The sequence below is a fragment of the Thiomicrorhabdus sp. genome, from assembly GCF_963662555.1.
Lineage (GTDB): Bacteria > Pseudomonadota > Gammaproteobacteria > Thiomicrospirales > Thiomicrospiraceae > Thiomicrorhabdus.
Genome location: NZ_OY759719.1, coordinates 991,771 through 1,016,422, shown reverse-complemented (window position 1 = coordinate 1,016,422; position 24,652 = coordinate 991,771). Strand labels below are relative to the sequence as shown.

The following is a 24,652-nucleotide window of genomic DNA, read 5'->3' as shown; positions in this document are numbered from 1 at the left end:
TTGAGGTTTTGATTATGACGTTGCGGTTTTGATTATTGAGACGTATTTTCGGTTGTTACATCACCTCAGGAAAAGCTGGCCAGTTATGATCTTTGTGACTCACGGCAATAAAGAATGGGTTTAACAAGGATTTGGTTTGAATATATTCAAGTGGATGCCCTGCCGCATTTAAGACTGCACCGCCCGCTACTTCTAATATACATTGTGCCGCGGCAGTATCCCATAATGAAGTAGGTCCAAAACGTGGATAAATATCGGCTTTTCCTTCAGCCACTAAACAGGTTTTTAATGCCGAACCCATTTTCACTTTAGAGTAATGACCAAGTTGTCCCATAAAGCGTTGCAGCTCACCACCATGCCTACGACTTACTGCCACTCTATAAGGTGCATCACTTTCTGGTAAAGCCGCCACATGAATGCTTGGTGCTTGTTCAACTAAATTTAGCCAATCTAATTTTTGCTTACTCTTGGTTGGCATTAAATTTTCAAGCTTTGCGGCTCTGTTAATTTTTGTATTGGTATTTTGATCAAGTTCTTGGTTTTTATAAGCGAAATACATATCACCCAATTCTGTACCATAAACCACCCCCATTACTGGGTGGTGATTATGTACCAATGCGATATTTACACTATATTCACCCGTATTAGCAATAAACTCTTTAGTACCATCTAATGGATCCACCAACCAATAGGTTGACCAGGCCTGGCGTTTTTCAAAAGGCACATCCTCAACACTCTCTTCTGTGACTAACGGAATATCAGGTGTAAGTTCTTTAAGAGCTAAACAAATCAATTTATCTGCCGCTTTATCAGCCTCGGTAACAGGCGAACCATCAGCTTTACGTTCAACATCAACCTCTTCAGTTTGATGATAATATTCAGAAATAAGCTGACCAGCGTCATACGCAATCTCGCAAATTTGTGGCAACCATTTTTCTAGCGGTAAAGCGGTGTCTGACATGATATTCCTAAATTAATTAAGCTAGTGAATAGTAACTGCTGATTAGATGTAATTACGTTCTTTTAATAACAGCATAAGAGCCGCATAAGCTCTACCCTCGCTAAAATCGGGGTGTTGAAGTAACTTATGCCAATCTGAAAGATGCCATTTTACCACCTCAAGCGGCTCAGGTTCATCACCTTCAGCATCTTGTACCGTTAAGTCTGTCGCTAACACAATATGAGTAAGATGCGTCATATAACCCGCTGCTAAACTCACAGAATCCAAAAGTTTGACTGTGGCTGGCAAATAACTAATTTCTTCTTGGCTTTCACGTATGCTGGCCTCTTTCCAAGTTTCGCCAGGGTCAATTTTACCTTTTGGAAATCCTAATTCATAACGCCCAACGCCTGCCCCATATTCACGAATTAGCAAAATATGATCATCCTCTAAAAGAGGCACAATCAACACTGCACCATCATCACTGCCTAGTAACCTTTCATAGGTCACTTGCGTTCCATTAGAGAATTCAATCTCTTGTGATTGCACAGTAAAAATCCGTGACTGAGCAGCAATATTTTCCGCTAGAATGGTCGGCGTTTTTTTAGGCGGTATTTTTGACATTTGTATTAACCTGACGTTTTGTGTATAAAGCTACAAGGCACACCAATTTTAAACGTTATTGTTAGAGAGACCTTTACACAAGATCTCTTAAAAACTTTGCAAACTTTAATAAAAATTCATCATACTCTAAGGGATAAAAATTGCCAATGCAGACTCCAAAAAACAGCTTAATTGATTGGTCAAACATCGAAACCGTTCTTCTTGACATGGACGGCACTTTATTAGACTTACATTTTGACTGGCACTTTTGGATGGACGTGATTCCGCAAGCTTATGCGGATAAAAATGGGCTTTCTCTTGAACAAGCAAAACAGTTGATTCATGAAAAAATTCACTCACAAACTGGCACATTAAATTGGTATTGCTTAGATTACTGGACAGAAACCTTAAACTTACCTATAGCTGAATTAAAACGTGAACTGCGTCACCAAATTAAAGTACATCCAGAAGTCATGGAATTTTTGGCCTTTTTAAAAAACCAAAATAAAACCGTGATTATGGTCACTAACGCTCATCGTGATAGTTTGGCCATAAAATTAGAAATGACTGAAATCGAACCTTATTTTGATAAACTCATTTCAGCACATGATTTTGGTATGCCTAAAGAAGACATTACGATTTGGTCTGAGATTCAAAAAGTCATGGCTTACAACCCTGAAAACACGCTATTAATTGATGACAATGTACATGCTCTAAGCACTGCCAAAGAGTACGGCATTAAGCACCTTCTCTGTGCCACCTTTGTAAGCCCAAAGTTAGATGCCATAGACCCAAAAGGCTTTGCACACTTTAGTAAATACTCTGAAATCATGCCTTTGTAAATCTGTTTGACAGATTAAGGACTTGCTTAAAAACTAAGCGTCTCCCATTACCATTGACTCTAAAATTTCCCAACGTTCAAACGCGGCTTCTAATTCTGTTTCTTTGTCATTTAAACTTTTCAAAGTCGCCTGCACCACTTCTTCACCTTGTTGATAAAAATCAGGTTCTGCCATTTTTTCATTTAAGGCTTCTAATTCAGCTTCTAAATTCTCAAGTAACTCTGGTAATGCATCATATTCACGTTGGTCGTTATAGCTGAGTTTTTTGGCTTTTTTGGGAGCAGTCGTTTGATTATTTTGAACCTGAGCCGCTTCCACAACAGGGCTAGATTTTTCTGTTTCTGGCTTACGGGTACCGGTGATTTTGGTAACATCACCATAGTGTGCCGGACGTTGACGCAACCAATCGTCATACCCACCCACATACTCATTAACCACACCTGGTGCATCAAACACTAAACTACTGGTACAGACGTTATTTAAGAAAGCACGGTCATGGCTTACTATTAACACCGTACCTTGGTAGTTCATTAATAACTCTTCCAGCAGTTCTAAGGTTTCAACATCTAAATCGTTAGTCGGTTCATCTAAAATCAGTAGATTAGATGGTTTTGAGAAGACGCGTGCCAATAATAATCGGTTACGTTCACCACCAGATAGAGATTTAACTGGCTGCCTCGCACGCTCTGGCGAGAATAAGAAATCAGACAAGTAACTCATAACGTGTTTACGTTGGCCATTTATCTCAACATGATCACTCTCTTCAAGCACACTCTCAACCACAGGCTTATTTTCATCTAACTGAGCACGGTGTTGGTCAAAGTAGGCAATATCAATATTGGTACCGATTTTTACCGTTCCAGAATCAGGTTGTTGTTTGCCTAAAAGTAGCGCTAATAGCGTTGATTTACCACAACCGTTTTCACCAATAATCCCAACCTTATCACCACGAATAATGAGCGTGCTTAAGTTGCTAACAATTGGTTTAGTTGGCCAGTTAAAGGTTAGGTTTTCAATATCAAATACTTGTTTACCAGAGATATCTGAACGATTCACTTGTAAGTTAGCCGTGCCTTGTTGAGAACGGCGAGATTTATGAGTTTCACGTAGTTTTTCTAAAGCACGCACTCTACCTTCATTACGAGTACGACGGGCTTTAATTCCCTGACGAATCCAAACCTCTTCTTGTGCCAGCTTTTTATCAAACAAGGCATTTTGTTTAGCTTCCGCTTCAAGCACTTCAGCTTTGCGTTCTAGATAGGTGTGATAATCGCAATTCCAGTTACTTAAGTTACCGCGATCTAATTCAATAATACGTGTGGCTAGTGCTTGTAAAAAAGCACGATCGTGAGTAATAAAAATCAGTGAACAACGAATATTCTTAAGAAAACCCTCAAGCCATTGAATAGAGGGAATATCTAAATGGTTAGTTGGTTCATCAAGTAAAAGCACATCAGGATCTTGTACCAAGGCTTGTGCCAATAACACACGGCGTTTCATACCGCCAGAAAGGGTAGAAAACTCGCTGTCTTCTGGCAGTCCAAGTTTAGAAATGATGGTATCTACACGTTGCTTTAGCTCCCAACCATTTTGCGATTCAATATCTTGTTGAGTTTTTGTAAATTTATCTAAAACGGCTTCGCTGTAGTTTTGCTCTAGTTGTAAACTGAGTTGATGAAACTCTTCTAATAAACGACCAATATTCCCCATGCCATCGGCAATTACGTGAAACACACTACCAGTTGTGTCATGCGGTACTTCTTGTTGCAGTTTGGCAATTTTGATGCCGTCTTGCACAATACGGGTACCGCCATCCGGCTGAATAAGACCTTCTATAACTTTTAATAGACTCGACTTTCCTTCTCCATTTCGACCAACAATACAAACACGCTCGTTGGGTTCGAGTTGAAAAGAGATCTTATCTAACAAGGGAGCTGCGCCAAAACTTAATGAAATGTCGCGTAAAAATAAAAGGGCCATAGAAATATCGCTTTAGTCTGTATATAAACGGTTGTAAAAAATTAGATTAGTCATTAGAGGTCTCTGCAGGAGATCCATCAATAAATAACTGAATTTTGTGTGTTTGATTGTATCATCGCCAAGTTAGGTTTTTGAAATCTCAGCAATCAAGTTTTGGCTAGATTGAATATTATAGCGATTAAGTGTGCAGTCGGTATTTTCATTCGCCATGTTCTGCCAAAAATTGATCACCTGTTGGGTCTCTTCAGTGGGAACTGGCTTACCATTACTGTGGGTTTGATTCCATTGATACCACAAATTAAAAATTACCAGGCCTGGTAAATTGATATTTTGCCACAGGTTTTCTTGAAACTGTTTATCGCTTAATTCAGTGGGTAAACCTTGAGCATCAAAGATATCAACAATAATCACGTCATAACATTGTGCATTTTCTTGGGCATTATCTTTTATAAAAGCCATTGCGTCTTGGCAAACCACATCAATCTCTGGTTCATTGGGCAGTTGAAAATAATGGTAAGCACAATCAATCACCGCTTGGCGAAGCTCAACTACTGTAATTTGAATATTCGGCAACGTATGAAAAAGATGTTGTGCCATAGTGCCACCACCCATTCCCAACATAAGCACTCTACAATTTTGTTCTTTATTGTGTTGATTGGCAAATGCCAAAACGCACTCTATAATTTTTTCTTGATACTCAAAGTTAAGCGTCATTGGGGCGTTTAAATATAAACAACTTTGCTCAATAGGTGAATCAAAGTAGAGTTTGCGGGTTGAGCGATTTTGCACCACTTCAATCAGACCAAATTCATCACGTACACTGTGAATTGTCATGCCATCATATTTCACTTAATAGCACCACTTGCTTTATCTGATGCCTTATCTGTTGTTTTATCTGCTGCTTTATCACTTGAGTCAGAAGAGGGTTGTGTTAACCCTGCCCACCAAAGTCGTAAACGTAAACCCCAAGCCGTAGTAAAACCTACTTCAACAAACGCAATATTGCCTTGCGGATCAATAACAAAATCCGCTGGTACGGCTTTGGCTCCAAAGGTTTGTAACCATTTTCCGTCTAAATCATTCACAATCAAATTGGGATTCATGTCATTTTCTTTAGCATAAACCAGTAGTTGCTCGTCATCTGCTGATTGAGTGGCAATATTGATAACCGCAAAATCTTTAGCAATACTCTCTACCCCGCCTTTACTCACACTACAAATTGGGCACCAAGTAGCCCAAATATGGACTAAAACAGGTTTACCTTGCTGGTTTAATGCTTGTAAATCTAAGGTTTTACCAGTGATAGAGGTTACTTTCATTTCTGGAGCTTGGCCGTGAATGACATTACCCTGCATATAAGGACGAATCGCTAGAAATGCACCCAGAAACACAATCACCCAAATGAGGTTTTTAAACCAATTTTTTTGCCACAATTTGAGTTCAACCGGTTCACTGGTTTGAGTTACTTCTTGTTGTTTATCTTTAGAATCCTGACTCATCATTTGTTCGCTTTTTGGCTACACACTTTTCTGATTAGCAAAAACTGAAAACAGACATGCTATGTTAATATAATGTGCTTATTATAGAGGTTCAAAAGATAAGGAACACGTTAAATGGAAGCGAATTTTTGGCACGATATGTGGGCAAGCGGTGTAGTGGGTTTTCACCAGCCCGATGTAAATAGCTATTTAAAAAATCATTGGTCAAAATTAGGTTTGCAAGGCAATGAAAATGTTTTGGTGCCGTTGTGTGGCAAATCGCTAGATATGATTTGGCTGGCTAACCAAGGCCACTCGGTTCTAGGGATTGAACTGAGCCCTAAAGCTTTAGCTGAGTTTTTGTCTGAAAACGATTTAACCGCAGAACCTATTGAACAAGGCAACCATTGCGGCTACAAAATGCCAGATATGACTTTGCTGTGTGGTGATTTTTTTCATTTAACCGCGGAGCAATGTGCTGATATTCATGTTGTGTATGACCGTGCTGCATTAGTGGCTTTACCCCCAGAAATGAGAAAACAGTACGTAACTCACCTACAAACTATTTTGCCCGCTGGCAGTCAGTTTTTATTAGTAACAATGGAATACGACCAATCAGTCATGTCTGGCCCCCCATTTTCAGTAACAGAACAAGAAGTACGGACATTATTTGAACCTTTTGCCACGGTTACAAAAGTAGAAGAAGTACCATTTAGCCGCAAAGGAACAAACGCCTTAGAAAAAGTGTTTGTAATAAGGTGTTAGAGATTTGATTAGTTATTACTGTTTTAACATCTGATAAGTTTCTTAACTTGCCAGGCCTTTATATCCCTTGGGGGTTTGGGTAATTTAATCAACTCGCTTAAATTAATTAACCAAGGTAGCTGAAGGCGTGGTATCACCTCTCATGGCACTCCAACGATTTAAACGTCTTAAAACACGTAACATCTCATGGGCAGAAATGGGGTTGATTAGACAGTGGCTAAAATACCCTGCATTAATCAAATCGACCGAATCATTCATTTGTTGAGCTGAGCCGGTGAGAATTAATGGGGCTTTTAAAATACTAGGATTAACCTTAATGACTTCTGTCCAAGGTTTGCTTAAATCTTGAGCCAAATCTGCTGAAACAAATACTGCAAAAAAAACTCTATGAGTTGAATAGCGACGTGACTCTAAATCAACCAACATCTCTTTAGCTGTTTTCATCCAAATCACATCAATACCATAGCGTTGTAAAAAAGCTGTTATTTCGGCAACACGAATTTTATCGGTATCACATACCGCTACCTTTTTACCTTGAAGCCAAATCAACTTTTCTTTAAATGACACGCTTATCCTCTCTGTTGGCATTCTAAAACTTATTTTCATTATCTAAAATCAAACTCATAAAGCCAAGCATAATCATTTAAAGTTAGGCTAATAGCACTTGCTTTTAAAGATTTTTGAATAGATTGAATCAATGCTATAAAACTTTTATCTTGTGCCATTAAAAAAAACAACCACAATATAGGCGACTTTTAATAGATTTTTAGAACTTGCTAACTATTCTTAAACTCAAAACTGTAATACAATGTTTCAACTTTAATTAACCTTCCCCAATTACGTATTAGGTGAACAGTACATGAGCTGCCAAGATAAACATACTTATTCTACTTTTTGTCGTTCTAATAATGACGCAATGAAAGAGCCGATGTTCTTTGGACAGAGTGTTAATGTTGCTCGTTATGACCAGCAAAAATACCCGTTTTTTGAAAAACTGATCGAAAAACAATTAAGCTTCTTCTGGCGCCCTGAAGAGATTGATTTATCGAGCGATAGAACCGAATATTCTGATCTGCCTGAAAATGAAAAACACATTTTTATTAGTAACTTAAAGTACCAAACATTATTAGATTCAGTGCAAGGTCGTTCACCAAACGTAGCTTTATTACCGCTAGTCTCTTTGCCGGAGCTTGAAACTTGGATTGAAACTTGGTCTTTTTCAGAAACCATTCACAGCCGTTCATACACACACATTATTCGTAATATTGTGGCTGATCCTTCAGTGGTCTTTGATGATATCGTTACCAATAAAGAAATTGTGAAACGTGCTGAAAGCGTAACCCAATATTATGATGAGTTAATTGCCTTAACCAATCATATGTACGCTAACCAAATTGATCTTACTAAAGATGACAACTTTCGTAAAAAGATTAAAACCATGCTTTATTTAACAGTGGTTTCAGTCAATGTATTAGAAGCAATTCGTTTTTATGTTTCTTTTGCCTGCAGTTTCTCATTTGCAGAACGCTCTTTAATGGAAGGAAACGCCAAAGTCATTAAACTGATTGCTCGTGATGAAGCTCTTCACCTGTCTGGGACTCAAAACATGATTCAGATGATGGCAGAAGGTAAAGACGATCCTGAAATGGCGGTGATTGCTCTAGAACAACGTGAAGCGACCTACGAAATTTTTAGAGAAGCAGCAGAGCAAGAAAAGCAATGGGCAGAATACCTATTTAAGGACGGCTCTATGATTGGTTTAAATGCGAGCATTCTTAAAGACTATGTTGAGTATATTACTAACGTACGTTTAAGAGCGATTCAATTAGACCCCATTTTTGCCAATACCAGCAACCCTCTTCCGTGGATGAATAACTGGTTGGTGAGTGACAATGTTCAAGTTGCACCGCAAGAATCAGAAATCAGTTCTTATCTTGTTGGACAGGTAGATTCAAAAGTAGAAATGGGTGATTTTAGCGATTTTTCACTCTAGAACTTAGGCTGATCTAAGGAAATAGAATCCTTAAACAGGCAAAAACCAATATAAATGAAAAGGCTATGTATCCAAATTAAAAAGGAGCGTGGCCTTTTTTATTAGGTAGATTTTTAATCAATCTTGATTAGGGATAATAATAAATTACCAGGCCTGGTAACTTTAAAATAAGCCAATGAAAAATACATTAACTTTAATGTTATGAAAGACGTAGTGGTTAACTTTTTAGTCTAAGGTAAAAATGAATTCGCACAGGGATTTCATATTGGTTTTTATCTAATTCATAGGTAAATTAAAACTCATAAAACCAAAACAATTGGTGTTGTGAAAAAGTAAGTTTAAAAAAATCCAGTGAACATGTGTTCACTGGACGACAAAGGTATTCCTAGAATAGCTACACCTTACTTGTAGTCGATATAAGTTTGACTTTCATGGTAGAAGTTATAAACAATAACTCCTAATGTAACTAAAACAGCTAACCCTAAAATAATTCCCATAGCTAATGGATTATCTGCAAACGTAAAGTAGGCTGTTGCTTCTTTCCAGCTTTCAATTGGACTTGCATTCATAATAATTCTCCTTTTATGCTGTTTTTAACCCTGAATCCGTACCATTTTGAGCCGGAACAGATTCAGGATACGCTTGTAACGGTACTTCAACCAAATCAAGACCCGCTTCTTCTGCTTTCGGAGGTACGCGTAGCACACCAAATTTTGCAAAAAGATAAGACACTACATAACCAGGTATGAAACCAAGCAGTATCATAACCCCTGCACTTTGTAATTGACCCATAAATGAGATGTTTGGTGCACCTTCAATCACACTTGGGAATCCACTAAAGACACCTAAACCAATTAAACCGATAAGACCACCAATACCGTGTACACCAAAAGCTCCTACTGGATCATCAATTTTAAAGTATTTGGTGATAAACTTATCAGCCAAAGGAGCTGCTACGCCGCCTACTGTACCTAGGAGGAAAGCTAATGGAGGATAGTAAAGATCTAAACCTGGTGCTGCTGCAACAATCCCAGCAAGACCACCAGACATCATCCAAAAAGGTTGACGAGTGATAACAAATGAACCAATGATACCGCCAGCAAAAGCCATTAATGTATTGAAGCTAATTGCTGAAAGCGTTGTTGGATTACCAAAAATAGATGTCCACTGCCCGCCTGGATTATAGATAATACAACCACCTAGAAAACCAAAGAAACCAACGATAATTAACATTAAGCCAATAATACTCATTGGAACACTGTGCCCGACAATTGGATTAATAGAACCATCAGGTCCAAAACGACCAATTCGTGCTCCTAAGTTTAGAACTACACCCAAAGCAAAAAAGCCTGCAATCATGTGAACCGCACCAGCGGCACCAAAATCATGAAAACCCCATTCTACAGTTAACCAACCTGTAGGATGCCATCCCCAGGAAGCTCCAATAACCCAAACAACTGAGCCTAGTAAAACCGCTAAAATCAGAAATGCACTGATACGAATACGCTCTATAACAGCTCCTGAGAAAATGGAAGCCGTTGTTGCCGCGAACAGAACAAAAGCCCCCCAAAAAATTCCCGAAGCGTTATCGGTTAAATTTGGGCCCATGTTCATCGACCAAGGAAGACCGGCTGCACCAGCTTCAAAATCGGGAACAAACCCGTTGTACATACTTAAATAAATCCACCATCCAAAAAAGAAGAATGTTGGGATGATAAATGCAAAAGCCAAAATATTCTTAACACCAGATGCTAACGCATTCTTAAGACGCGAAGCGCCAATTTCATATGCTAAGAATCCAGCGTGAATAATGACCATTAATCCTGTACAAATCCAATAGAAAATTTCCATATTGATTGTATCGGACATTTCTATCATAGCCTGCAAACTGGCTAATGTAGGTGCTGCCTGCTCCATAAGTGAAACCTCTCAAAGTTGATTATTACCCCGTATCATTCAAAAAAATTCATTTCCAAAAATGATTCGAAACTCAATTTTTCTGAAAGAGACCAATTAGGGTTATGATTAAACATGTTAGAACTTGTCGGTCCAAACCAATCTCTAACAATATTCTTAAATACACTCCTAAAAGAGTGCCTAAACCACGTTTTTCTCAACACTTTAAGTCTTCGCTGACTGCAAATATGGAAATCAAACGTAAACAAACTTCGATGCAAATGCATCGAAAATAAGTCATGTCACCATCATTGGTATTAACATCACTTAAATTCTGTATATGCAGCCAAGAAAGCGACACATTTTTAAATTATTCATTTGTTAAGTTATTAACTTCTAACTCTAGTTCGCTCAGGATCATAAAATGGAAGCGAGACCACTTTGGCAGGTATCCGTTTCTGTTGACCATCAAGCTGTCCGACCTCTAGCTCTCTATTTAGCAACGCATAATCTGGAGCAAGTCGGCACAAAGCAATTTGTTTTTTTAAAATGGGTGAAAAGGTTGCACTTGTAACAACTCCAACAGGAAAGCGGCCATCGTAAACCTTGTCACCATGATGAATTGGATCATTAGTATCCGTTACCAACCCCATCAATTTATGACGGCTCTCTGGAGCCTGTCTTTCTATCGCCTTACGTCCCACAAAATTTTCTTCATTGGTTTTTAAAGGCACTGTAAAACCTATACCAGCTTCAAAAGGATTGGTTTCTGGACAGAATTCGTGCTCTGCAAAAATTAATCCCGCTTCAATTCTTAATTTATCCAAGGCATCAAAACCTAAAGGCGCAATGCCGTATTCTTGTCCGTTTTTCCAAACAATGTCCCACAAAGCCTCACCATCATCAGGATGACACCAAATTTCAAAACCTAACTCACCGGTATAGCCTGTTCGAGAAACCATAAGAGGAAAGCCTTTTGCATCACCAATTCGTCCAACGGTAAAATGAAACCAAGCCAAATCTTTTACAGATGTCTGGTGCTCTGCTGTCCAAATAATTTTATTCAGTAATTCGCGACTATAAGGACCTTGAACAGCAATATTGTGAAGCTGGTCGCTTGATTCTAAAACCTTGACGCTATATCCTGATTTACTGGCTAATTCTCTCAACCAAATTCCAGTATACGGATCACCGCAAATCCAACGAAAAGCTTGTTCACTCATTTTAAAAAGAGTGCCATCATCAATCATGCCGCCAGTCTCATTACAAATGGCCGAATACACAATTTCACCAATGGACATACGTCTTACATTACGAGTAATGGCATATTGCAAAAATGCTTCAGCGTCAGTTCCGACTACCTCAAACTTACGTAATGGGGTTAAATCAATCATTGCAACTTTTTCACGACACGCTAAATATTCAGTATTTGCCCCCCAGCCTTCATACTCACTTGCCACCCAGTAACCATGATATTCAATAAAATGCTTAGTCAGTTTTGACGTTCTACTGTGAAAGCCTGTTTGCTTGGTCATCCGAGATAACTCCTCTGGTATAGTTCGATAGGCAATAGAGCGTGGAAATTCTTCACTTTCACCATAAATTCGCACGTGAATATCGGTAGGTTGCCAACCATTTGCTGGATCAATATCATCAGGACAAGCCGATGATGCACACAATAAATCTCGATTTGCTCGCATCAATACATAATCACCTGGTCGCGACCAAGGTTCAGCAAAATTCATCGTTCCACAAGGTTCAGCATAGGTATTAAAAAAAAAGTTAATTGCTGGCCACCCTCTTCTAGGCTTAATACCATACTGACTTAGATTCTTATTAAAGTTATCGGTACAGTTGATATGACCAAAATAACCTTGATCTTCATAATATTTAGGGGTACATGCGAACAAAAAACTGTCATGACGACCGACGGTATCTTGGACCACTTCCAGCATGGTTTGCTGATCGGCATCCAAAAACTTGGAATACAACCCTGGTTGAGGAAGCGTCAATCCCATTCCCGTACGAGTAGCGGTTCCATCAACCATTATCTCCTTACCTAATTCCAAGGCGGCTTTATCAAACGCGATAAAATCGGAGCTTTGTTTTCCTTGCACATCAATAATCTGAATCCATTGACCTTCTTTCACCTCATACGTACGTGCACTACTGTGAGGAATTCTAATTTCTGCCACGGGCTGAGATAAGGGCTCAGGTATGTCAATAAATGTTGATGTGAAATGGACTACATTCAATTCTGTTGTGGGAAAGTGTTCATCTACCTTCATCTTTCTACCCGCGGCTATCACTAACAACTGAACATCTTTTTTAACAATAAAATCGGGTAAATTTTCTGCAGGAAAGCAATAAGCATTTGCTAATTGTTTTTCTGTTACCTGCCAACGATTAAAATCGTCCTTTAATTTCTTAGATGCTCTTCCAGACTCGTTGAGTAAATTCATTGTTTCTTTTGCTTTACCTTTGAAGCTTTTTACAGAATCTGGCAATTCACTATCTGAAGTAGAAAGAATTACAATTTCACAACCTTGATAACCATCTACGGAATTGACAAGAACACGTTCACCAACCTTCACCGAAAGACATATGGCTTCTTGTCCCAAAACGCGGTATTTCTTTTCATGTGTGTTAGACCCTGTCATCATTTTGGAATCTCTTAAGGTATTAAATCCATTTGGTGCAAAAAAACTATTTCGCACTCATTCAGTGCAACATTAATCGCTAAAATTACACACTTGCTATGTAAATATTATATTTAAAACTCTTTTTTATTATTCCTCATAGTAAAAAAAAGTTACCTATATGATTTATTATTCAAGGGTTTTACACAATACTCCGTTGGCAGTAACTCTAATGAAGTACCCCGTAGATCCCTGTTAATGGCATATTTAGTGCTTTTAGTTGATTCAGGCAGCTCAATTAAGCAATTGTTGATCATAAAGGTGAATCAGAATGGTAAATTTAGGAGAGTTCTTATCGTTCAACTTTTGGAGATTGTTTACAAAAACATCACGTTTTAGCCGAACTGACAATATGAAACAGGTTGATTATTCGGACATTGCTTTTCAGATAGCCACAACCGAAAATTTGGACAAACTTCTACCCTTTCTTCTTTCACAACATGCTCTTCAAACAAACTGTTCAAACCAATTAAAACATTACGATAATCTGTTTATATTGACCCCTAGCCCAGGGGATAAATACCAAGTTCATACCTCAGCCAATACAATACCGAATCCTCAGTTAATGAATTATTTCGAATCTATGTTGGTTAAAAAAAGAGAGATCAGTAATTCACAAAAAACAGAACACCTCGGTCTTTATAATTTTATTTTATTCCCGCTACAAAACAGTGAAAGCGACTGGCTTGGTTACTTAGTCGTCGTTTTTAAAGGTGAAATCCCGCAAAATAATGAAACTGCTAACTTATTACGACCTCTTAGAAACGCGCTGCAAAAAGGCCTACTCGCTCACGACAACAAACTAAAAATGATTGCTAATGCCGTAGACCTTGAGCGCAAAGCACAGGCAGCAGACTTACATGACTCTATCGCTCAAATACTGAGTTACCTTAAATTACGTGTCTCAAGCTTAAATAAGCTTTGCAAAGAAACTGACCCTGAAATTCAACAGATTGCTTCTGATATAAAGAATCAGATTGGTTTTGCACATAGATTAACGCGCGAATTAATATCATCCTCTCGACTGACATTCCAAGAATCCAATTTGTCTAAGGCCTTAGAGAACGCACTTGACGAATTTGAACAGCACTCTGGAATCGTTTTTGAAATGGATAACCGCTGTAAAGATTCTTTGGAAGAAATTTATTACCCAACGGAAACCTTATTTATTGTTAAAGAAGCTTTATGTAATTTAGTGCGCCACTCACATGCATCGCATGCCCGCATTGTTATTACCCAGAATAATGAAAAAGACATAATAATTGTTGTTGAAGACAACGGAATAGGAATTCAATCCAATAGAACACGCCATGACAGTTTTGGATTAAGAATAATGGAAGAACGAGCCCGCAAAATGCGTGCTCAGCTCAGTGTAAACAGACGTAAAAAAGGCGGAACTCAAATAAAACTTCAAATCCCAAGGAAACATCAGGATCATGCATAACAAAACGACAACAAAAGCTATCGTCGTAGATGATCACCCTCTTTTTAGACGTGGCGTGGTTGAACTGTTGAATGAAAGTAACCAATTCGAAGTCATTAAATCTTTTGGCTCGGCAATTGAGCTTATAGACTCTATGCCATTTACTCCTCCAGACATATTATTACTAGATCTTCAAATGCCCGAGATGAGTGGTATAGAAGCCTTAAAAAGACTAAGAAGCAAACTCCAAGATACTAAAATAGTCATTTTAACAGTATCGGCAGATACCCAAAGTTTGATGGATGCAATCAGTATTGGTGCCGACGGATATTTATTAAAAGATACCGATCCAGAGCAAATACTTAAGCAATTATCTTCGGTAATGGAAGGAAAAATAGCGATTACTGAATCGGGAGTAAACATACTGGCGCAAGGTATACGTTCCCAAGGACATACCAATCGTACCTCAGACTCTTCAGAGTTTCATGGAGGAATACTTAAAGATATGACTGAGCGAGAAAAACAAACTCTTGAACTAATTTCAAAAGGTTTAAGCAATAAACTCATTGGTCGACAACTCGGCATCAGCGATGCTACAGTGAAAGTCTACGTTAAGAATTTGTTGCGTAAGCTTGGGTTACATTCTAGACTTGAGCTAGCTGCATGGAACCACAAACACAAAACCTTTCATTCGGACGTTGATTTATAATGAGTTGGCTAAAACAACTGTATGATTCAATCAAACCTTATACCCCATTCAACCTAAACACCATTGTAGACAGTCTGAGCGATGCTGTTATCGTCATTGAAAAACACAATAAACTAAAATACACCAATCAACATTGGACAAATTTAACTGGCCATTCATCTCACTCAAGTTACAAACAATCTTTTACTCAATTTATTCACCCAGAAGATCGTGTTAATTGGCAAATTGCATTTCAAAAATTTCACCAAACGCCAGAAAGTCAATTACATTGGTTACGCATCATTGATGTTGAAGATGAAGTACATTGGTGCGAAATCAGAGTACAACCAGTCTTTGAAGGTAAACCTTATCCTCTTTCTGCGACTATTTGTGACATCACTCCTCAAATACGCTCTGATCAAATTAAAGAAGCACGCCATCGTAGTTTAAAAAGTCTTGTAAACAGAGTACCCGCAATGATTTATCGTTCACGTAATAATATTCACTGGACTATGGAATATGTTAGCGATGGCTGCTTAGAACTAACTGGTTACGAGCCAGAAAAGATGATTAACAACGCTGAACTCTCTTATGGCTCTCTTATTCATTCTGACGACAAAGAAGCCGTATGGTGTAATGTACAAAAAGCGATTCAAGATAATCAATGTTTTGAAATATCCTACCGACTTCTTCATGCCAATGGTAAAACCAACCAAGTTTATGAAAAAGGCTGTGCTATCTATTCTGATACAGGCTCAATTTTAGGGTTGGAAGGCGTCATTTTCACTATAAATAGTTGAACTTTTCTAACCAATACCTGAGATGTATATTTTGGTAGTACTCTTTTAGTCTTACCATTTCTTGGGAATACCCATTCCCTTTCAAATCCCTTACCTTAGTTCCTAACAAACAAAAAGAAACTTTTATTCCTACCAGGAATGAAAACTAATTTTTATACTTAGGAGAAGACAGCATGATAAAACGCGTTGCTATTATCGGAGCTGGTCCAAGCGGTCTAGCTCAACTCAGAGCTTTTCAGTCTGCCCAAACAAAAGGTACTGAAATTCCTGACTTAGTGTGTTTTGAAAAACAAAGTGACTGGGGAGGACTCTGGAACTATACATGGCGTACTGGCTTGGATGAAAACGGTGAACCCGTTCACTCTAGTATGTATCGTTATTTATGGTCAAATGGTCCAAAAGAATGTTTAGAGTTCGCTGATTATACTTTTGATGAACACTTTGGTATGCCAATAGCGTCTTATCCTCCTAGAGAAGTACTCTGGGACTATATTAAAGGACGTGTTGAAAAAGCTGGAGTACGAGACTATATTCGTTTTAATACCGCTGTACAAAATGTCTCCTATAGTGAAGCCACAAAAAAATTTACGGTGACAGTACAAGACTATTCAGCAGATAAAATCTATTCAGAAGAATTTGATTATGTTATCACTGCATCCGGCCATTTCTCTACACCTAAAGTTCCTGAATTTGAAGGATTCACTACATTTGGTGGACGAATTTTACATGCTCATGACTTCAGAGACGCTTTAGAGTTTAAGGATAAAAGCATCTTATTAGTCGGAGCTAGCTATTCGGCTGAAGATATTGGTTCACAATGTTATAAATACGGTGCAAAAAGCATAACCACCAGTTATCGATCAGCCCCAATGGGCTATAAATGGCCTGATAACTGGGATGAAAAACCTTTATTGAAACATGTTGATACTGATACGGCTTATTTTTCTGATGGTTCTTCTAAAAAAATTGACGCTATCATTTTATGTACTGGTTACTTACATCACTTCCCTTTTTTACCAGAGTCTTTACGCCTAGTAACCAATAATCGTCTCTGGCCACTTAATTTATATAAAGGTGTTGTCTGGGAAGACAATCCAAAACTTTTCTATCTTGGTATGCAAGACCAGTGGTACACATTCAATATGTTCGATGCCCAGGCCTGGTATGTGCGCGATATTATCCTTGGCAGAATTTCATTGCCAGAAACAAAAGAAGAAATGACTCATCACTCTATGGCTTGGCGAGAATCTGAATTGAAGCTCGAAACGGCCGAAGAAATGTATACCTTTCAAGGTGACTACATTCAAGAATTGATTGATGCAACGGACTACCCTAGTTTCGATATATCTGAAGTCAATAAAACATTCTTGGAATGGAAACATCATAAAAAGAAAAATATTATGACGTTTCGTGACCACTCTTATCGTTCCATTATGACGGGCACTATGTCTCCAAAACACCACACTCCTTGGATTGATGCACTGGATGATTCCCTTGAGGCCTACTTAGCAAATCCAGATAAAGAACAGTTAGTTTCAAACCAATAAAGATTGAAAAACATGTATCCAATAGGAGCGTCTTATGCAAGCTGTACCAACCATTAAAAGTAGGCCGAAGTACCCACCAATTAGTATTAATGATTCTGTTCAAAAACACCTGTTCATTGCCGAAACAGGTGCTTTTTCAGAATTAAGTAAGGTTATAAAGCTATGTAAAAACGGTACAAAAAGTTATTGGGTAGTTGGTGATACCATCTCAGAAAACTTACATAAAACCATATCTACTGTACCAACCAATCAAATTACCGAAACATTTAGTAATGTATTTGCAAAACTCCCTTTCTCTAGCAACATTTATGTTGCAGCGAAAACCGAAGCTTTTTTGTGGGATATTCATAATTTAGCAATCAAAGCAGGTTTAGCAGATGAACAAATAAAAAAGTTAAAACCTCTGACGAATCAACGCCGTTTATTCTGCACACATTGTTACACCATTACAAATGGCGTTACTTACTCTCCATTTAAGTGTCCTGGTTGCCATCGACAGCTATTAGTTCGAGATCATTTTTCAACATTACATTCAGCTTATGTAGGTGTACAAATCAACGCGGAAGATCCCGATGACATTCCAAAAATAGAGGAGTTAAGCTAATGACAAACATTTCTATTAAAGCCACTGTAAGTAATATTAAAAAAGTTGCTCCAACCATTAATGAATATACTTTAACTCCTGTTAATTCTGACTTTTTTCCGTTTTCTCCGGGATCACATATTGTCGTCGAAATGCCCGCAGGTAATAAAAAAATTCGAAACCCTTACTCGTTATTGAGTGACCCCCGTGACTCAAGTCAATATCGTATTGCTGTACGCTTACAACCACAATCTCGAGGTGGTTCTACTTTCATGCACGAGAATGTACATGTAGGTGACGAACTAATCATTACCCCACCAGCCAACCTTTTTTTACCCGATTGGAGAGCTAAAAAACATCTTTTTCTGGCAGGTGGTGTCGGTATAACCCCATTTATGTCTTATATTCCTGAAATGCTAAGGAATGGGGCTGATTTTGAATTGCATTATATGTTTCGTAGTAGCCAAACAGGAGCTTATGCTGAGTTTCTTGAAGAAACATTAGGAGATCGCTTCTATCCTTACGATTCAGCTATATCCAATAAAGCAAATGTGGCTGAAATTATGGCTGATTGCTTACAAGGCACTCATATTTATATATGTGGGCCACAATCATTAATTGATTCTGTACTTAATGAGGCCAAGAAAACCAGTTGGCCAAAATCACATATTCACTATGAAGCTTTTTCCGCACCAAAACCAGGAAAACCATTTATTGTTGAACTGAAAAAAGCAGGTAAAACCATCTATGTTTCAGAAGATCAAACGTTATTAGAAGCACTAGAAGCAAATGATATCGAAATTCCAAACATGTGCAGAGGTGGCGTTTGCGGTCAATGTATCAGCTCGGTATCCGAAGGTGAAATTGAACATCGAGATCACTTTCTCTCCGAAAAAGAACACGCAGAAAACCACTGCATAATGCCCTGCGTTTCTCGAGCAAAATCAAACCGATTAGGCCTAGACATTTAAAGGAGAATTTTATGAGACTTGCACCCAAGCCAATACAAACATTTAGAGATGATTTTACCTATACCAACAGCTCAGATGCGATCGAGCGTTTTCCATTTCCTTTTCCGGATGATGACTACATGTATTCTGTGAATATTGAAAAACATGTTTTGCCTGGTGCAGAGGGGAGTGTTTATGAACATTTGTTTGATATTGACGAACATTATTTATCAGAAATGGCAGAACGTCGTCTTGTATTGAAAGAAAATCCAAAACGCTGTTTAGCGATGAGTCACATGGACCTCGCATGTTGGGATTTTATCGACCGTGCTATGACAACTATGGCAGCGGATTATCCAAACTATTTTTCACTTGAAAAAGATAATAATCAATGGACCTGGGAAAATAAACTTCTTGGAATCAAAGATAGTTTTATATTCGGTGACAGCAACAGCTTACCGCTACCCCCATTGGAATACATGGGTGGTCAAGTTCAAGGCGATATTGCTTTATTGGATCAACGTGATAATGATCTTTTTATGGATGCCGGCATCATCACCTGTCCTGCAGATTGGTCTATTGCATTCGATGCTGGCATGAGTTTCTCACAATGGCATGGTCCAGTGCCATTGGCGCATGAAATGGGCATTTTTGACCGTGCTTTGAAATACCTCACAGCCATTCCTATAAATCAACCTGTACGTCGTTTGAACTGGACACTAACAATCAATGCTCGAATGGATTCTTCACCTGAAACATTCCCAAATTGGGGAGCAGATCGTAACAGTGTGACTCTAGATAATGTTGGCGAAAAAGTTTACTTACGTGTTGAGTTACAAGTTATGGATCGAATGGCAAGAAGCAATGCTCTCATGTTTAGTATTCGCACCTACCTCATTAGTATGAATGATTTGGTGACCAATCCAGACTGGGCACGACGTATGCATCGTGTCATGAAAACTCTACCAGAAGAATTAATTGAATATAAAGGATTAACCCGATACCACCCAACCTTACTGGCTTGGCTTAAGCAGTTTGATTTAGAAAACTAAGTTTATTCATTCGTTTGATTTGAATCAAACGAATTTTTTATCACGCATAATATCTTTTAAACAAAGGAGAAATGTCATGGCGATGACTCACTACCAGCAAGCAACTAAACGTACTAATATTCCTAGCATGGAAGTAGATGGTACCAACGCTTTTTTAACCGATTTAGTCGTATCAGACGATCCTGATAAAACGATTGTAGGTGGTTTTTTCAAAATGGAAAAATCCGATAAACCTTTGGTATATAGCTATCATTACCATGAAATGAAAATCATTGTAGAAGGTGAAATGATTATTTCTGATGAGACAGGACAAGAAGTGCACGCCAGAGTAGGAGATGTTTTTTATTTCCCTAAAGGTAGTATTATTACTTTCCAGTCACCCAGTGTCGGTCTAGGATTTTTCTGTGGCCAAAGACGAGAGGGTGAAGGCTAATTATTAAATAGAACGATTAGAAAAATTATCTTAAAAACGCCATTACCTTTAATTAAGTAAATTTACTAAAATATTAAAGGTAGAGGCATTTTAAGGTTTAACCTATTTAATTTATTATGCTTACTAAATATTATGTTTACCAGATTTTAAGAACAACTGGCTACTCTTAAAAACTCTAATACTCATACCTAACAATAATGTCATTAAAATAACGTCTTTTTCTTTATTTGATTAAACAGTTAAGTTTAAAAGTTTAATTCAAAGAATGTCTTAATATGATCAGTTGCCGAAACTCTCAAAGCACCTAAATCATACCCCCCTTCCAAAACAGAAATCATTTTACCCTGGCAATGTTTATTGGCTAATTTAATAAGTTCTTGGGTTATCCAAACAAAATCCTTTTCATGCAGTTGCAAATTGCCTAATGGATCTAACGCATGGGCATCAAATCCCGCTGAGATAATAATCAACTCTGGAGCAAAGGCATCTATTGCTGGTAGGCCAATCTGAGACCAGGCCTGTTTAAATTCTTCCGATTTAGCATATTTTTTGAGCGGCATTTTCACCATATTGTTAATATCCGATTCTGGCTCACTAAACGGATATAACGGATATTCAAAACTCGAAGCCAAGAAAGCTCGTGGCTCTCTTCTAACAAAGTCTTCTGTTCCATTACCGTGGTGTACATCAAAATCAATAATGGCAACACGCTGTAAACCATACTTTTGTATAGCGTAGGCTGCACCCACTGCCACATTATTGAATAAGCAAAACCCTTTAGCCTCGTTATATTCTGCATGATGACCTGGTGGTCTTACATTACAAAATGCGCGTTGTGCCCTACCAAGCTGTACCGCATCTACTGCATCGAGTACCGCTCCCACGGCATGGCGTGCTGCATTTACCGAATCTTCACAAAGATGAATATCTTCCGCAACTTCAACAACGCCCTGCTCTGGGCTGTTTTTTTCAAGAAATTTAATTAGTTCAGGATGGTGAAACAGGGTAATCTCGTCATTGCTAGCCGCTCTTGAATCCGCATGCAAAAACCAGTCATAAAGTTGACTACTAATAAGATAGTCTTGAATTCGCTTAAGACGTTCACCCATTTCTGGATGATAAACACCATTGTCATGTAAGATACATTTTTCACTAGTAATATATAGATTCACTCGTCACATCTCTTTAGGGTTTTTAATTATGGGTCCACATTATCTTACGAACTTATTTAAACCAAACAGTATTGCCGTGTTTGGTGCTAGCGAACGACCAGAATCGGTAGGCGGTAACGCCTTTCATAATTTGTTAACCGCGGGCTTTAAGGGCGATATTTACCCTATTAATCCTAAGCATGAGCAGGTACAAAATCAAGTCTGCTATCCAAATATTGAATCTTTACCCCAAATACCGGATTTAGCAATTATTGCCACGCCAGCTAAAAGTATCCCCGCAATCATTCAGGCATGTGGTGAAAAAGGCGTTGCGAACGCTGTCATTTTATCTGCTGGATTTGAAGATAAAGCAGGGAAAATTTTACAACAAAAAATGACTGAAACTGCTCGGACTTATGGCATGCGCTTAGTCGGCCCAAACTGTTTAGGGATTATAAGGCCCGATATAGGGTTAAACGCGACCTTTAGTAAAAACCAAGCTTTAGAGGGTAACTTAGCTCTAGTATCACAGTCTGGAGCTATCTGTACTGCCGTTTTAGACTGGGCAGAGGCTAATGGTGTAGGGTTTTCTCAAGTGGTTTCAACGGGTGACGCTGCTGACATTGATTTTGGCGAAATTCTAGATTTTTTAGCACTTGACCCTAAAACAAAAAGTATCTTACTTTACATTGAAGGCATCTCGGAATCTCGCCAGTTTATGAGCGGGTTAAAAGCTGCAGCTCGTATGAAACCAGTTATTTTATTAAAGTCTGGGCGTATGCCAGAAGGCTCAAAAGCCGCGGTGTCTCACACAGGAGCCTTGGTGGGTGGTGACGATGTATTTAGTGCAGCTATTGAAAGATCAGGTGCTGTACGTGCCCAATCTATTTCGCAATTATTTGCAGCGGCAAAATCTCTGTCACAAAACATTCAAATTAAAAATAATCACTTAGCTATATTAACCAATGGTGGCGGGCCTGGCGTGATGGCCACTGACCGAGCAGCCGAACTCGGCTTAAAACTGCCCGACTTAAGCCCTGAAAGTGTAAAACAGTTAAATAGCTTGTTACCTGAACATTGGTCGCACGGTAATCCAATTGATATATTGGGTGATGCCACTGGCGAGCGTTATACCAAAGCTCTAGAAGTTTGCCAAAACGATGAACAATTTGATCTGACCCTAATTATTCTTACCCCTCAAGCGATGAGTGATCCAAGTGGTATTGCTCAATCGATTATTGATTACCAAAAACAATCCGGTAATGACAAGCCTATTTTTACCGCCTGGCTAGGCGAATCTTTAGTCAGTGATGCCCGTAAGTTATTTAGTAAGGCAAAGATTCCTACTTTTCGAACTCCAGAGGCGGCTGTTGAGGCCTTTAGTTTTATTTCAACTTACCGTCAAAACCAAGCATTATTAATGCAAACGCCTGCTCCTGCAGATCAATGTTGCCAGCCAACAGATACTGCGGGGGCTCGCATGATTATTGATGCCGTTTTAGCAGAGCATCGCACTCTATTAAGCAGTGCCGAGACCCGAGCGATTATGCACGCTTTTGGAGTACCGATTACCCCTGCAATTGAAGTTAATAGTGCCACTCAAGCGATGGTAGCCGCAGAATCGATGGGGTTTCCCGTGAGTTTAAAAATCAACTCACCTGACTTAACGCATAAATCAGATGTAGGCGGAGTTAAACTCAACCTGAACAGCGTACATGAGGTGCGAGTTGAATTTACTAAAATGATCGAAAAAATCACCAAAGAACAGCCTAACGCAACAATTTTAGGCGTAACCGTTGAACCCATGTTTAAACGCCCACATGCTCGTGAGTTATTAGTTGGCGTGATGCGTGATCCAGTATTTGGCCCAGCCATTACCTTTGGTAGCGGTGGTACAGCAGTTGAAGTGATTCAAGACCGTTCAATTGCTCTACCACCTTTAAACCAATTTTTAGCCAATAAAATGATTAACAGCACTAAAGTTTCTAAAATGCTTAAGCCATTTAGAGGGTTACCTGCGGTGAATCATGAGGCAATTGTGAATACGCTTTTACGTATTTCAGATATGGTTGCCCAGTTACCAGAAATTCAAGAGCTTGACATTAACCCGCTGTTTGCTGATGAACAAGGTGTTATGGCAGTAGATGCACGTATAACGGTTAAGTCAATTCCTGCTAACCACAAACCCTATCAACACATGGCAATTCACCCTTACCCTAATGAATTGATTCAATCAATTGAAACCCCTAAAGGTTTAAATATTGAGATTCGTCCTATTCGACCAGAAGATGCTGACCTAGAGTTGGACTTTGTTAACAACTTATCTAAACGCAGTCGTTATTTACGTTTTATGAATAGTATGCAAACGCTAACACCTCAAATGCTGTCACGTTTTACCCAAATTGACTACGACAGAGAAATGGCATTTATTGCAACGACTCAAGACGCAAATGATAATACCATTGAAATTGGTGTAACTCGTTACACCACAAATCCTGACGGTAAATCTTGTGAAATGGCGATTGTAGTGCGTGATGACTACCAGCATAAAGGCGTGGCAAGCGCATTGTTAAACAGCTTAATTCAACATGCTCAATTAAAAGGATTAAACAAAATGGAAGGCGAGGTTTTAAGTGAAAACAGCTCTATGTTATCACTGCTAAAACAGTTTAACTTCAAGCTAAAAACTATGGCCGAAGATCGTAATATTGTTCAGATCGAGTTAAATTTAGACTGACTTTTAGATTAACTTAATTGGCGAAACTTAATTAGCAAAACGTAATTCACAAACCAATTTAGCAGGCCTGGTAAACCCTATGAACATCTATG

Annotated in this window: 22 protein-coding genes; 12 read left to right on the top strand and 10 right to left on the bottom strand. The window is 38.6% G+C overall.

What is annotated here, in order from left to right; translation table 11 throughout:
• Window positions 1-55: 55 nt before the first annotated feature.
• Both ACORJQ_RS04345 and nudE read right to left on the bottom strand, forming a co-directional pair.
• A complete protein-coding gene (locus ACORJQ_RS04345; protein ID WP_321326338.1) occupies window positions 56-961 on the bottom strand; it encodes a 3'(2'),5'-bisphosphate nucleotidase CysQ family protein in 906 nt (301 codons plus the stop codon).
• 42 nt (window positions 962-1,003) lie between these two features.
• Entirely contained in the window at window positions 1,004-1,564 is a 561-nt protein-coding gene (gene nudE / locus ACORJQ_RS04340; protein ID WP_321326336.1) for an ADP compounds hydrolase NudE, read from the bottom strand.
• 146 nt (window positions 1,565-1,710) lie between these two features.
• Between nudE and yrfG the strand changes: the two genes are divergently transcribed.
• The gene (yrfG, locus tag ACORJQ_RS04335) at window positions 1,711-2,385 is read left to right on the top strand and encodes a GMP/IMP nucleotidase (protein WP_321326335.1); all 675 of its coding nucleotides are present in this window, start codon (window positions 1,711-1,713) and stop codon (window positions 2,383-2,385) included.
• Between the two features lie 33 nt (window positions 2,386-2,418).
• Here the strand turns inward: yrfG and ACORJQ_RS04330 are convergent, their stop codons facing one another.
• The 3 genes from ACORJQ_RS04330 to ACORJQ_RS04320 form a co-directional block, all read right to left on the bottom strand.
• Window positions 2,419-4,365: an ATP-binding cassette domain-containing protein gene (locus tag ACORJQ_RS04330; RefSeq protein ID WP_321326334.1), complete on the bottom strand. Its 1,947-nt coding sequence runs from the start codon at window positions 4,363-4,365 to the stop codon at window positions 2,419-2,421.
• A gap of 123 nt (window positions 4,366-4,488) precedes the next feature.
• Window positions 4,489-5,199, bottom strand: coding sequence for a spermidine synthase (locus ACORJQ_RS04325; protein WP_321326333.1), 711 nt, complete (start codon window positions 5,197-5,199; stop codon window positions 4,489-4,491).
• A gap of 11 nt (window positions 5,200-5,210) precedes the next feature.
• Window positions 5,211-5,867 carry a redoxin domain-containing protein gene (locus ACORJQ_RS04320; protein WP_321326331.1) on the bottom strand — a complete coding sequence of 219 codons (657 nt, stop codon included), beginning with the start codon at window positions 5,865-5,867 and terminating at the stop codon, window positions 5,211-5,213.
• Window positions 5,868-5,978: 111 nt separating this feature from the next.
• Between ACORJQ_RS04320 and ACORJQ_RS04315 the strand changes: the two genes are divergently transcribed.
• Complete coding sequence (locus tag ACORJQ_RS04315) at window positions 5,979-6,608, top strand: thiopurine S-methyltransferase (RefSeq protein WP_321326329.1); 630 nt, start codon at window positions 5,979-5,981, stop codon at window positions 6,606-6,608.
• Window positions 6,609-6,710: 102 nt separating this feature from the next.
• Here ACORJQ_RS04315 and ACORJQ_RS04310 read toward each other — a convergent pair whose 3' ends face one another.
• On the bottom strand, window positions 6,711-7,175 hold the full coding sequence (locus ACORJQ_RS04310; RefSeq protein ID WP_321326327.1) for a hypothetical protein: 465 nt from the start codon (window positions 7,173-7,175) through the stop codon (window positions 6,711-6,713).
• A 292-nt stretch (window positions 7,176-7,467) separates the two neighbouring features.
• On the opposite strand from ACORJQ_RS04310, the gene nrdB reads away from it, so the two are divergent.
• Entirely contained in the window at window positions 7,468-8,601 is a 1,134-nt protein-coding gene (nrdB, locus tag ACORJQ_RS04305; protein WP_321326325.1) for a class Ia ribonucleoside-diphosphate reductase subunit beta, read from the top strand.
• Window positions 8,602-9,002: 401 nt separating this feature from the next.
• Here nrdB and ACORJQ_RS04300 read toward each other — a convergent pair whose 3' ends face one another.
• The 3 genes from ACORJQ_RS04300 to ACORJQ_RS04290 all read right to left on the bottom strand — a co-directional run bounded on the left by ACORJQ_RS04300 (window position 9,003) and on the right by ACORJQ_RS04290 (window position 13,160).
• Complete coding sequence (locus ACORJQ_RS04300) at window positions 9,003-9,170, bottom strand: hypothetical protein (protein ID WP_321326324.1); 168 nt, start codon at window positions 9,168-9,170, stop codon at window positions 9,003-9,005.
• Between the two features lie 13 nt (window positions 9,171-9,183).
• Window positions 9,184-10,518, bottom strand: coding sequence for an ammonium transporter (locus ACORJQ_RS04295; RefSeq protein WP_321326323.1), 1,335 nt, complete (start codon window positions 10,516-10,518; stop codon window positions 9,184-9,186).
• 368 nt (window positions 10,519-10,886) lie between these two features.
• Window positions 10,887-13,160 (bottom strand): DUF1989 domain-containing protein, encoded by a 2,274-nt coding sequence (locus ACORJQ_RS04290; RefSeq protein ID WP_321326321.1) that lies wholly within the window; start codon window positions 13,158-13,160, stop codon window positions 10,887-10,889.
• Between the two features lie 307 nt (window positions 13,161-13,467).
• Between ACORJQ_RS04290 and ACORJQ_RS04285 the strand changes: the two genes are divergently transcribed.
• From ACORJQ_RS04285 to ACORJQ_RS04250, 8 genes are all read left to right on the top strand, one after another.
• Window positions 13,468-14,640, top strand: coding sequence for a sensor histidine kinase (locus ACORJQ_RS04285; RefSeq protein WP_321326320.1), 1,173 nt, complete (start codon window positions 13,468-13,470; stop codon window positions 14,638-14,640).
• Complete coding sequence (locus tag ACORJQ_RS04280; RefSeq protein WP_321326318.1) at window positions 14,633-15,328, top strand: response regulator; 696 nt, start codon at window positions 14,633-14,635, stop codon at window positions 15,326-15,328. Before ACORJQ_RS04285 ends, ACORJQ_RS04280 begins: the two co-directional genes overlap by 8 nt.
• Window positions 15,328-16,107 (top strand): PAS domain-containing protein, encoded by a 780-nt coding sequence (locus ACORJQ_RS04275; RefSeq protein WP_321326316.1) that lies wholly within the window; start codon window positions 15,328-15,330, stop codon window positions 16,105-16,107. Before ACORJQ_RS04280 ends, ACORJQ_RS04275 begins: the two co-directional genes overlap by 1 nt.
• A gap of 173 nt (window positions 16,108-16,280) precedes the next feature.
• The gene (locus ACORJQ_RS04270; RefSeq protein ID WP_321326314.1) at window positions 16,281-17,654 is read left to right on the top strand and encodes a trimethylamine monooxygenase; all 1,374 of its coding nucleotides are present in this window, start codon (window positions 16,281-16,283) and stop codon (window positions 17,652-17,654) included.
• Between the two features lie 34 nt (window positions 17,655-17,688).
• The gene (locus ACORJQ_RS04265) at window positions 17,689-18,258 is read left to right on the top strand and encodes a dimethylamine monooxygenase subunit DmmA family protein (protein ID WP_321326310.1); all 570 of its coding nucleotides are present in this window, start codon (window positions 17,689-17,691) and stop codon (window positions 18,256-18,258) included.
• Window positions 18,258-19,208, top strand: a complete 951-nt coding sequence (locus tag ACORJQ_RS04260; RefSeq protein WP_321326308.1) for a PDR/VanB family oxidoreductase — start codon at window positions 18,258-18,260, stop codon at window positions 19,206-19,208. Before ACORJQ_RS04265 ends, ACORJQ_RS04260 begins: the two co-directional genes overlap by 1 nt.
• A gap of 11 nt (window positions 19,209-19,219) precedes the next feature.
• Window positions 19,220-20,239, top strand: coding sequence for a heme-dependent oxidative N-demethylase family protein (locus tag ACORJQ_RS04255; protein WP_321326306.1), 1,020 nt, complete (start codon window positions 19,220-19,222; stop codon window positions 20,237-20,239).
• A 76-nt stretch (window positions 20,240-20,315) separates the two neighbouring features.
• Window positions 20,316-20,672: a cupin domain-containing protein gene (locus ACORJQ_RS04250; RefSeq protein ID WP_321326304.1), complete on the top strand. Its 357-nt coding sequence runs from the start codon at window positions 20,316-20,318 to the stop codon at window positions 20,670-20,672.
• 245 nt (window positions 20,673-20,917) lie between these two features.
• Here the strand turns inward: ACORJQ_RS04250 and ACORJQ_RS04245 are convergent, their stop codons facing one another.
• Entirely contained in the window at window positions 20,918-21,844 is a 927-nt protein-coding gene (locus ACORJQ_RS04245) for a histone deacetylase family protein (protein ID WP_321326303.1), read from the bottom strand.
• Between the two features lie 28 nt (window positions 21,845-21,872).
• On the opposite strand from ACORJQ_RS04245, the gene ACORJQ_RS04240 reads away from it, so the two are divergent.
• On the top strand, window positions 21,873-24,560 hold the full coding sequence (locus tag ACORJQ_RS04240; protein ID WP_321326299.1) for a bifunctional acetate--CoA ligase family protein/GNAT family N-acetyltransferase: 2,688 nt from the start codon (window positions 21,873-21,875) through the stop codon (window positions 24,558-24,560).
• The last annotated feature ends 92 nt before the right edge of the window (window positions 24,561-24,652 follow it).

What these genes read in the sequence shown, in the direction of transcription:
- ACORJQ_RS04345 (WP_321326338.1), bottom strand. Translation starts at nt 961, where the DNA reads ATGTCAGACACCGCTTTACCGCTAGAAAAATGGTTGCCACAAATTTGC.
- nudE (WP_321326336.1), bottom strand. Translation starts at nt 1,564, where the DNA reads ATGTCAAAAATACCGCCTAAAAAAACGCCGACCATTCTAGCGGAAAAT.
- yrfG (WP_321326335.1), top strand. Translation starts at nt 1,711, where the DNA reads ATGCAGACTCCAAAAAACAGCTTAATTGATTGGTCAAACATCGAAACC.
- ACORJQ_RS04330 (WP_321326334.1), bottom strand. Translation starts at nt 4,365, where the DNA reads ATGGCCCTTTTATTTTTACGCGACATTTCATTAAGTTTTGGCGCAGCT.
- ACORJQ_RS04325 (WP_321326333.1), bottom strand. Translation starts at nt 5,199, where the DNA reads ATGACAATTCACAGTGTACGTGATGAATTTGGTCTGATTGAAGTGGTG.
- ACORJQ_RS04320 (WP_321326331.1), bottom strand. Translation starts at nt 5,867, where the DNA reads ATGATGAGTCAGGATTCTAAAGATAAACAACAAGAAGTAACTCAAACC.
- ACORJQ_RS04315 (WP_321326329.1), top strand. Translation starts at nt 5,979, where the DNA reads ATGGAAGCGAATTTTTGGCACGATATGTGGGCAAGCGGTGTAGTGGGT.
- nrdB (WP_321326325.1), top strand. Translation starts at nt 7,468, where the DNA reads ATGAGCTGCCAAGATAAACATACTTATTCTACTTTTTGTCGTTCTAAT.
- ACORJQ_RS04300 (WP_321326324.1), bottom strand. Translation starts at nt 9,170, where the DNA reads ATGAATGCAAGTCCAATTGAAAGCTGGAAAGAAGCAACAGCCTACTTT.
- ACORJQ_RS04295 (WP_321326323.1), bottom strand. Translation starts at nt 10,518, where the DNA reads ATGGAGCAGGCAGCACCTACATTAGCCAGTTTGCAGGCTATGATAGAA.
- ACORJQ_RS04290 (WP_321326321.1), bottom strand. Translation starts at nt 13,160, where the DNA reads ATGATGACAGGGTCTAACACACATGAAAAGAAATACCGCGTTTTGGGA.
- ACORJQ_RS04285 (WP_321326320.1), top strand. Translation starts at nt 13,468, where the DNA reads ATGGTAAATTTAGGAGAGTTCTTATCGTTCAACTTTTGGAGATTGTTT.
- ACORJQ_RS04280 (WP_321326318.1), top strand. Translation starts at nt 14,633, where the DNA reads ATGCATAACAAAACGACAACAAAAGCTATCGTCGTAGATGATCACCCT.
- ACORJQ_RS04275 (WP_321326316.1), top strand. Translation starts at nt 15,328, where the DNA reads ATGAGTTGGCTAAAACAACTGTATGATTCAATCAAACCTTATACCCCA.
- ACORJQ_RS04270 (WP_321326314.1), top strand. Translation starts at nt 16,281, where the DNA reads ATGATAAAACGCGTTGCTATTATCGGAGCTGGTCCAAGCGGTCTAGCT.
- ACORJQ_RS04265 (WP_321326310.1), top strand. Translation starts at nt 17,689, where the DNA reads ATGCAAGCTGTACCAACCATTAAAAGTAGGCCGAAGTACCCACCAATT.
- ACORJQ_RS04260 (WP_321326308.1), top strand. Translation starts at nt 18,258, where the DNA reads ATGACAAACATTTCTATTAAAGCCACTGTAAGTAATATTAAAAAAGTT.
- ACORJQ_RS04255 (WP_321326306.1), top strand. Translation starts at nt 19,220, where the DNA reads ATGAGACTTGCACCCAAGCCAATACAAACATTTAGAGATGATTTTACC.
- ACORJQ_RS04250 (WP_321326304.1), top strand. Translation starts at nt 20,316, where the DNA reads ATGGCGATGACTCACTACCAGCAAGCAACTAAACGTACTAATATTCCT.
- ACORJQ_RS04240 (WP_321326299.1), top strand. Translation starts at nt 21,873, where the DNA reads ATGGGTCCACATTATCTTACGAACTTATTTAAACCAAACAGTATTGCC.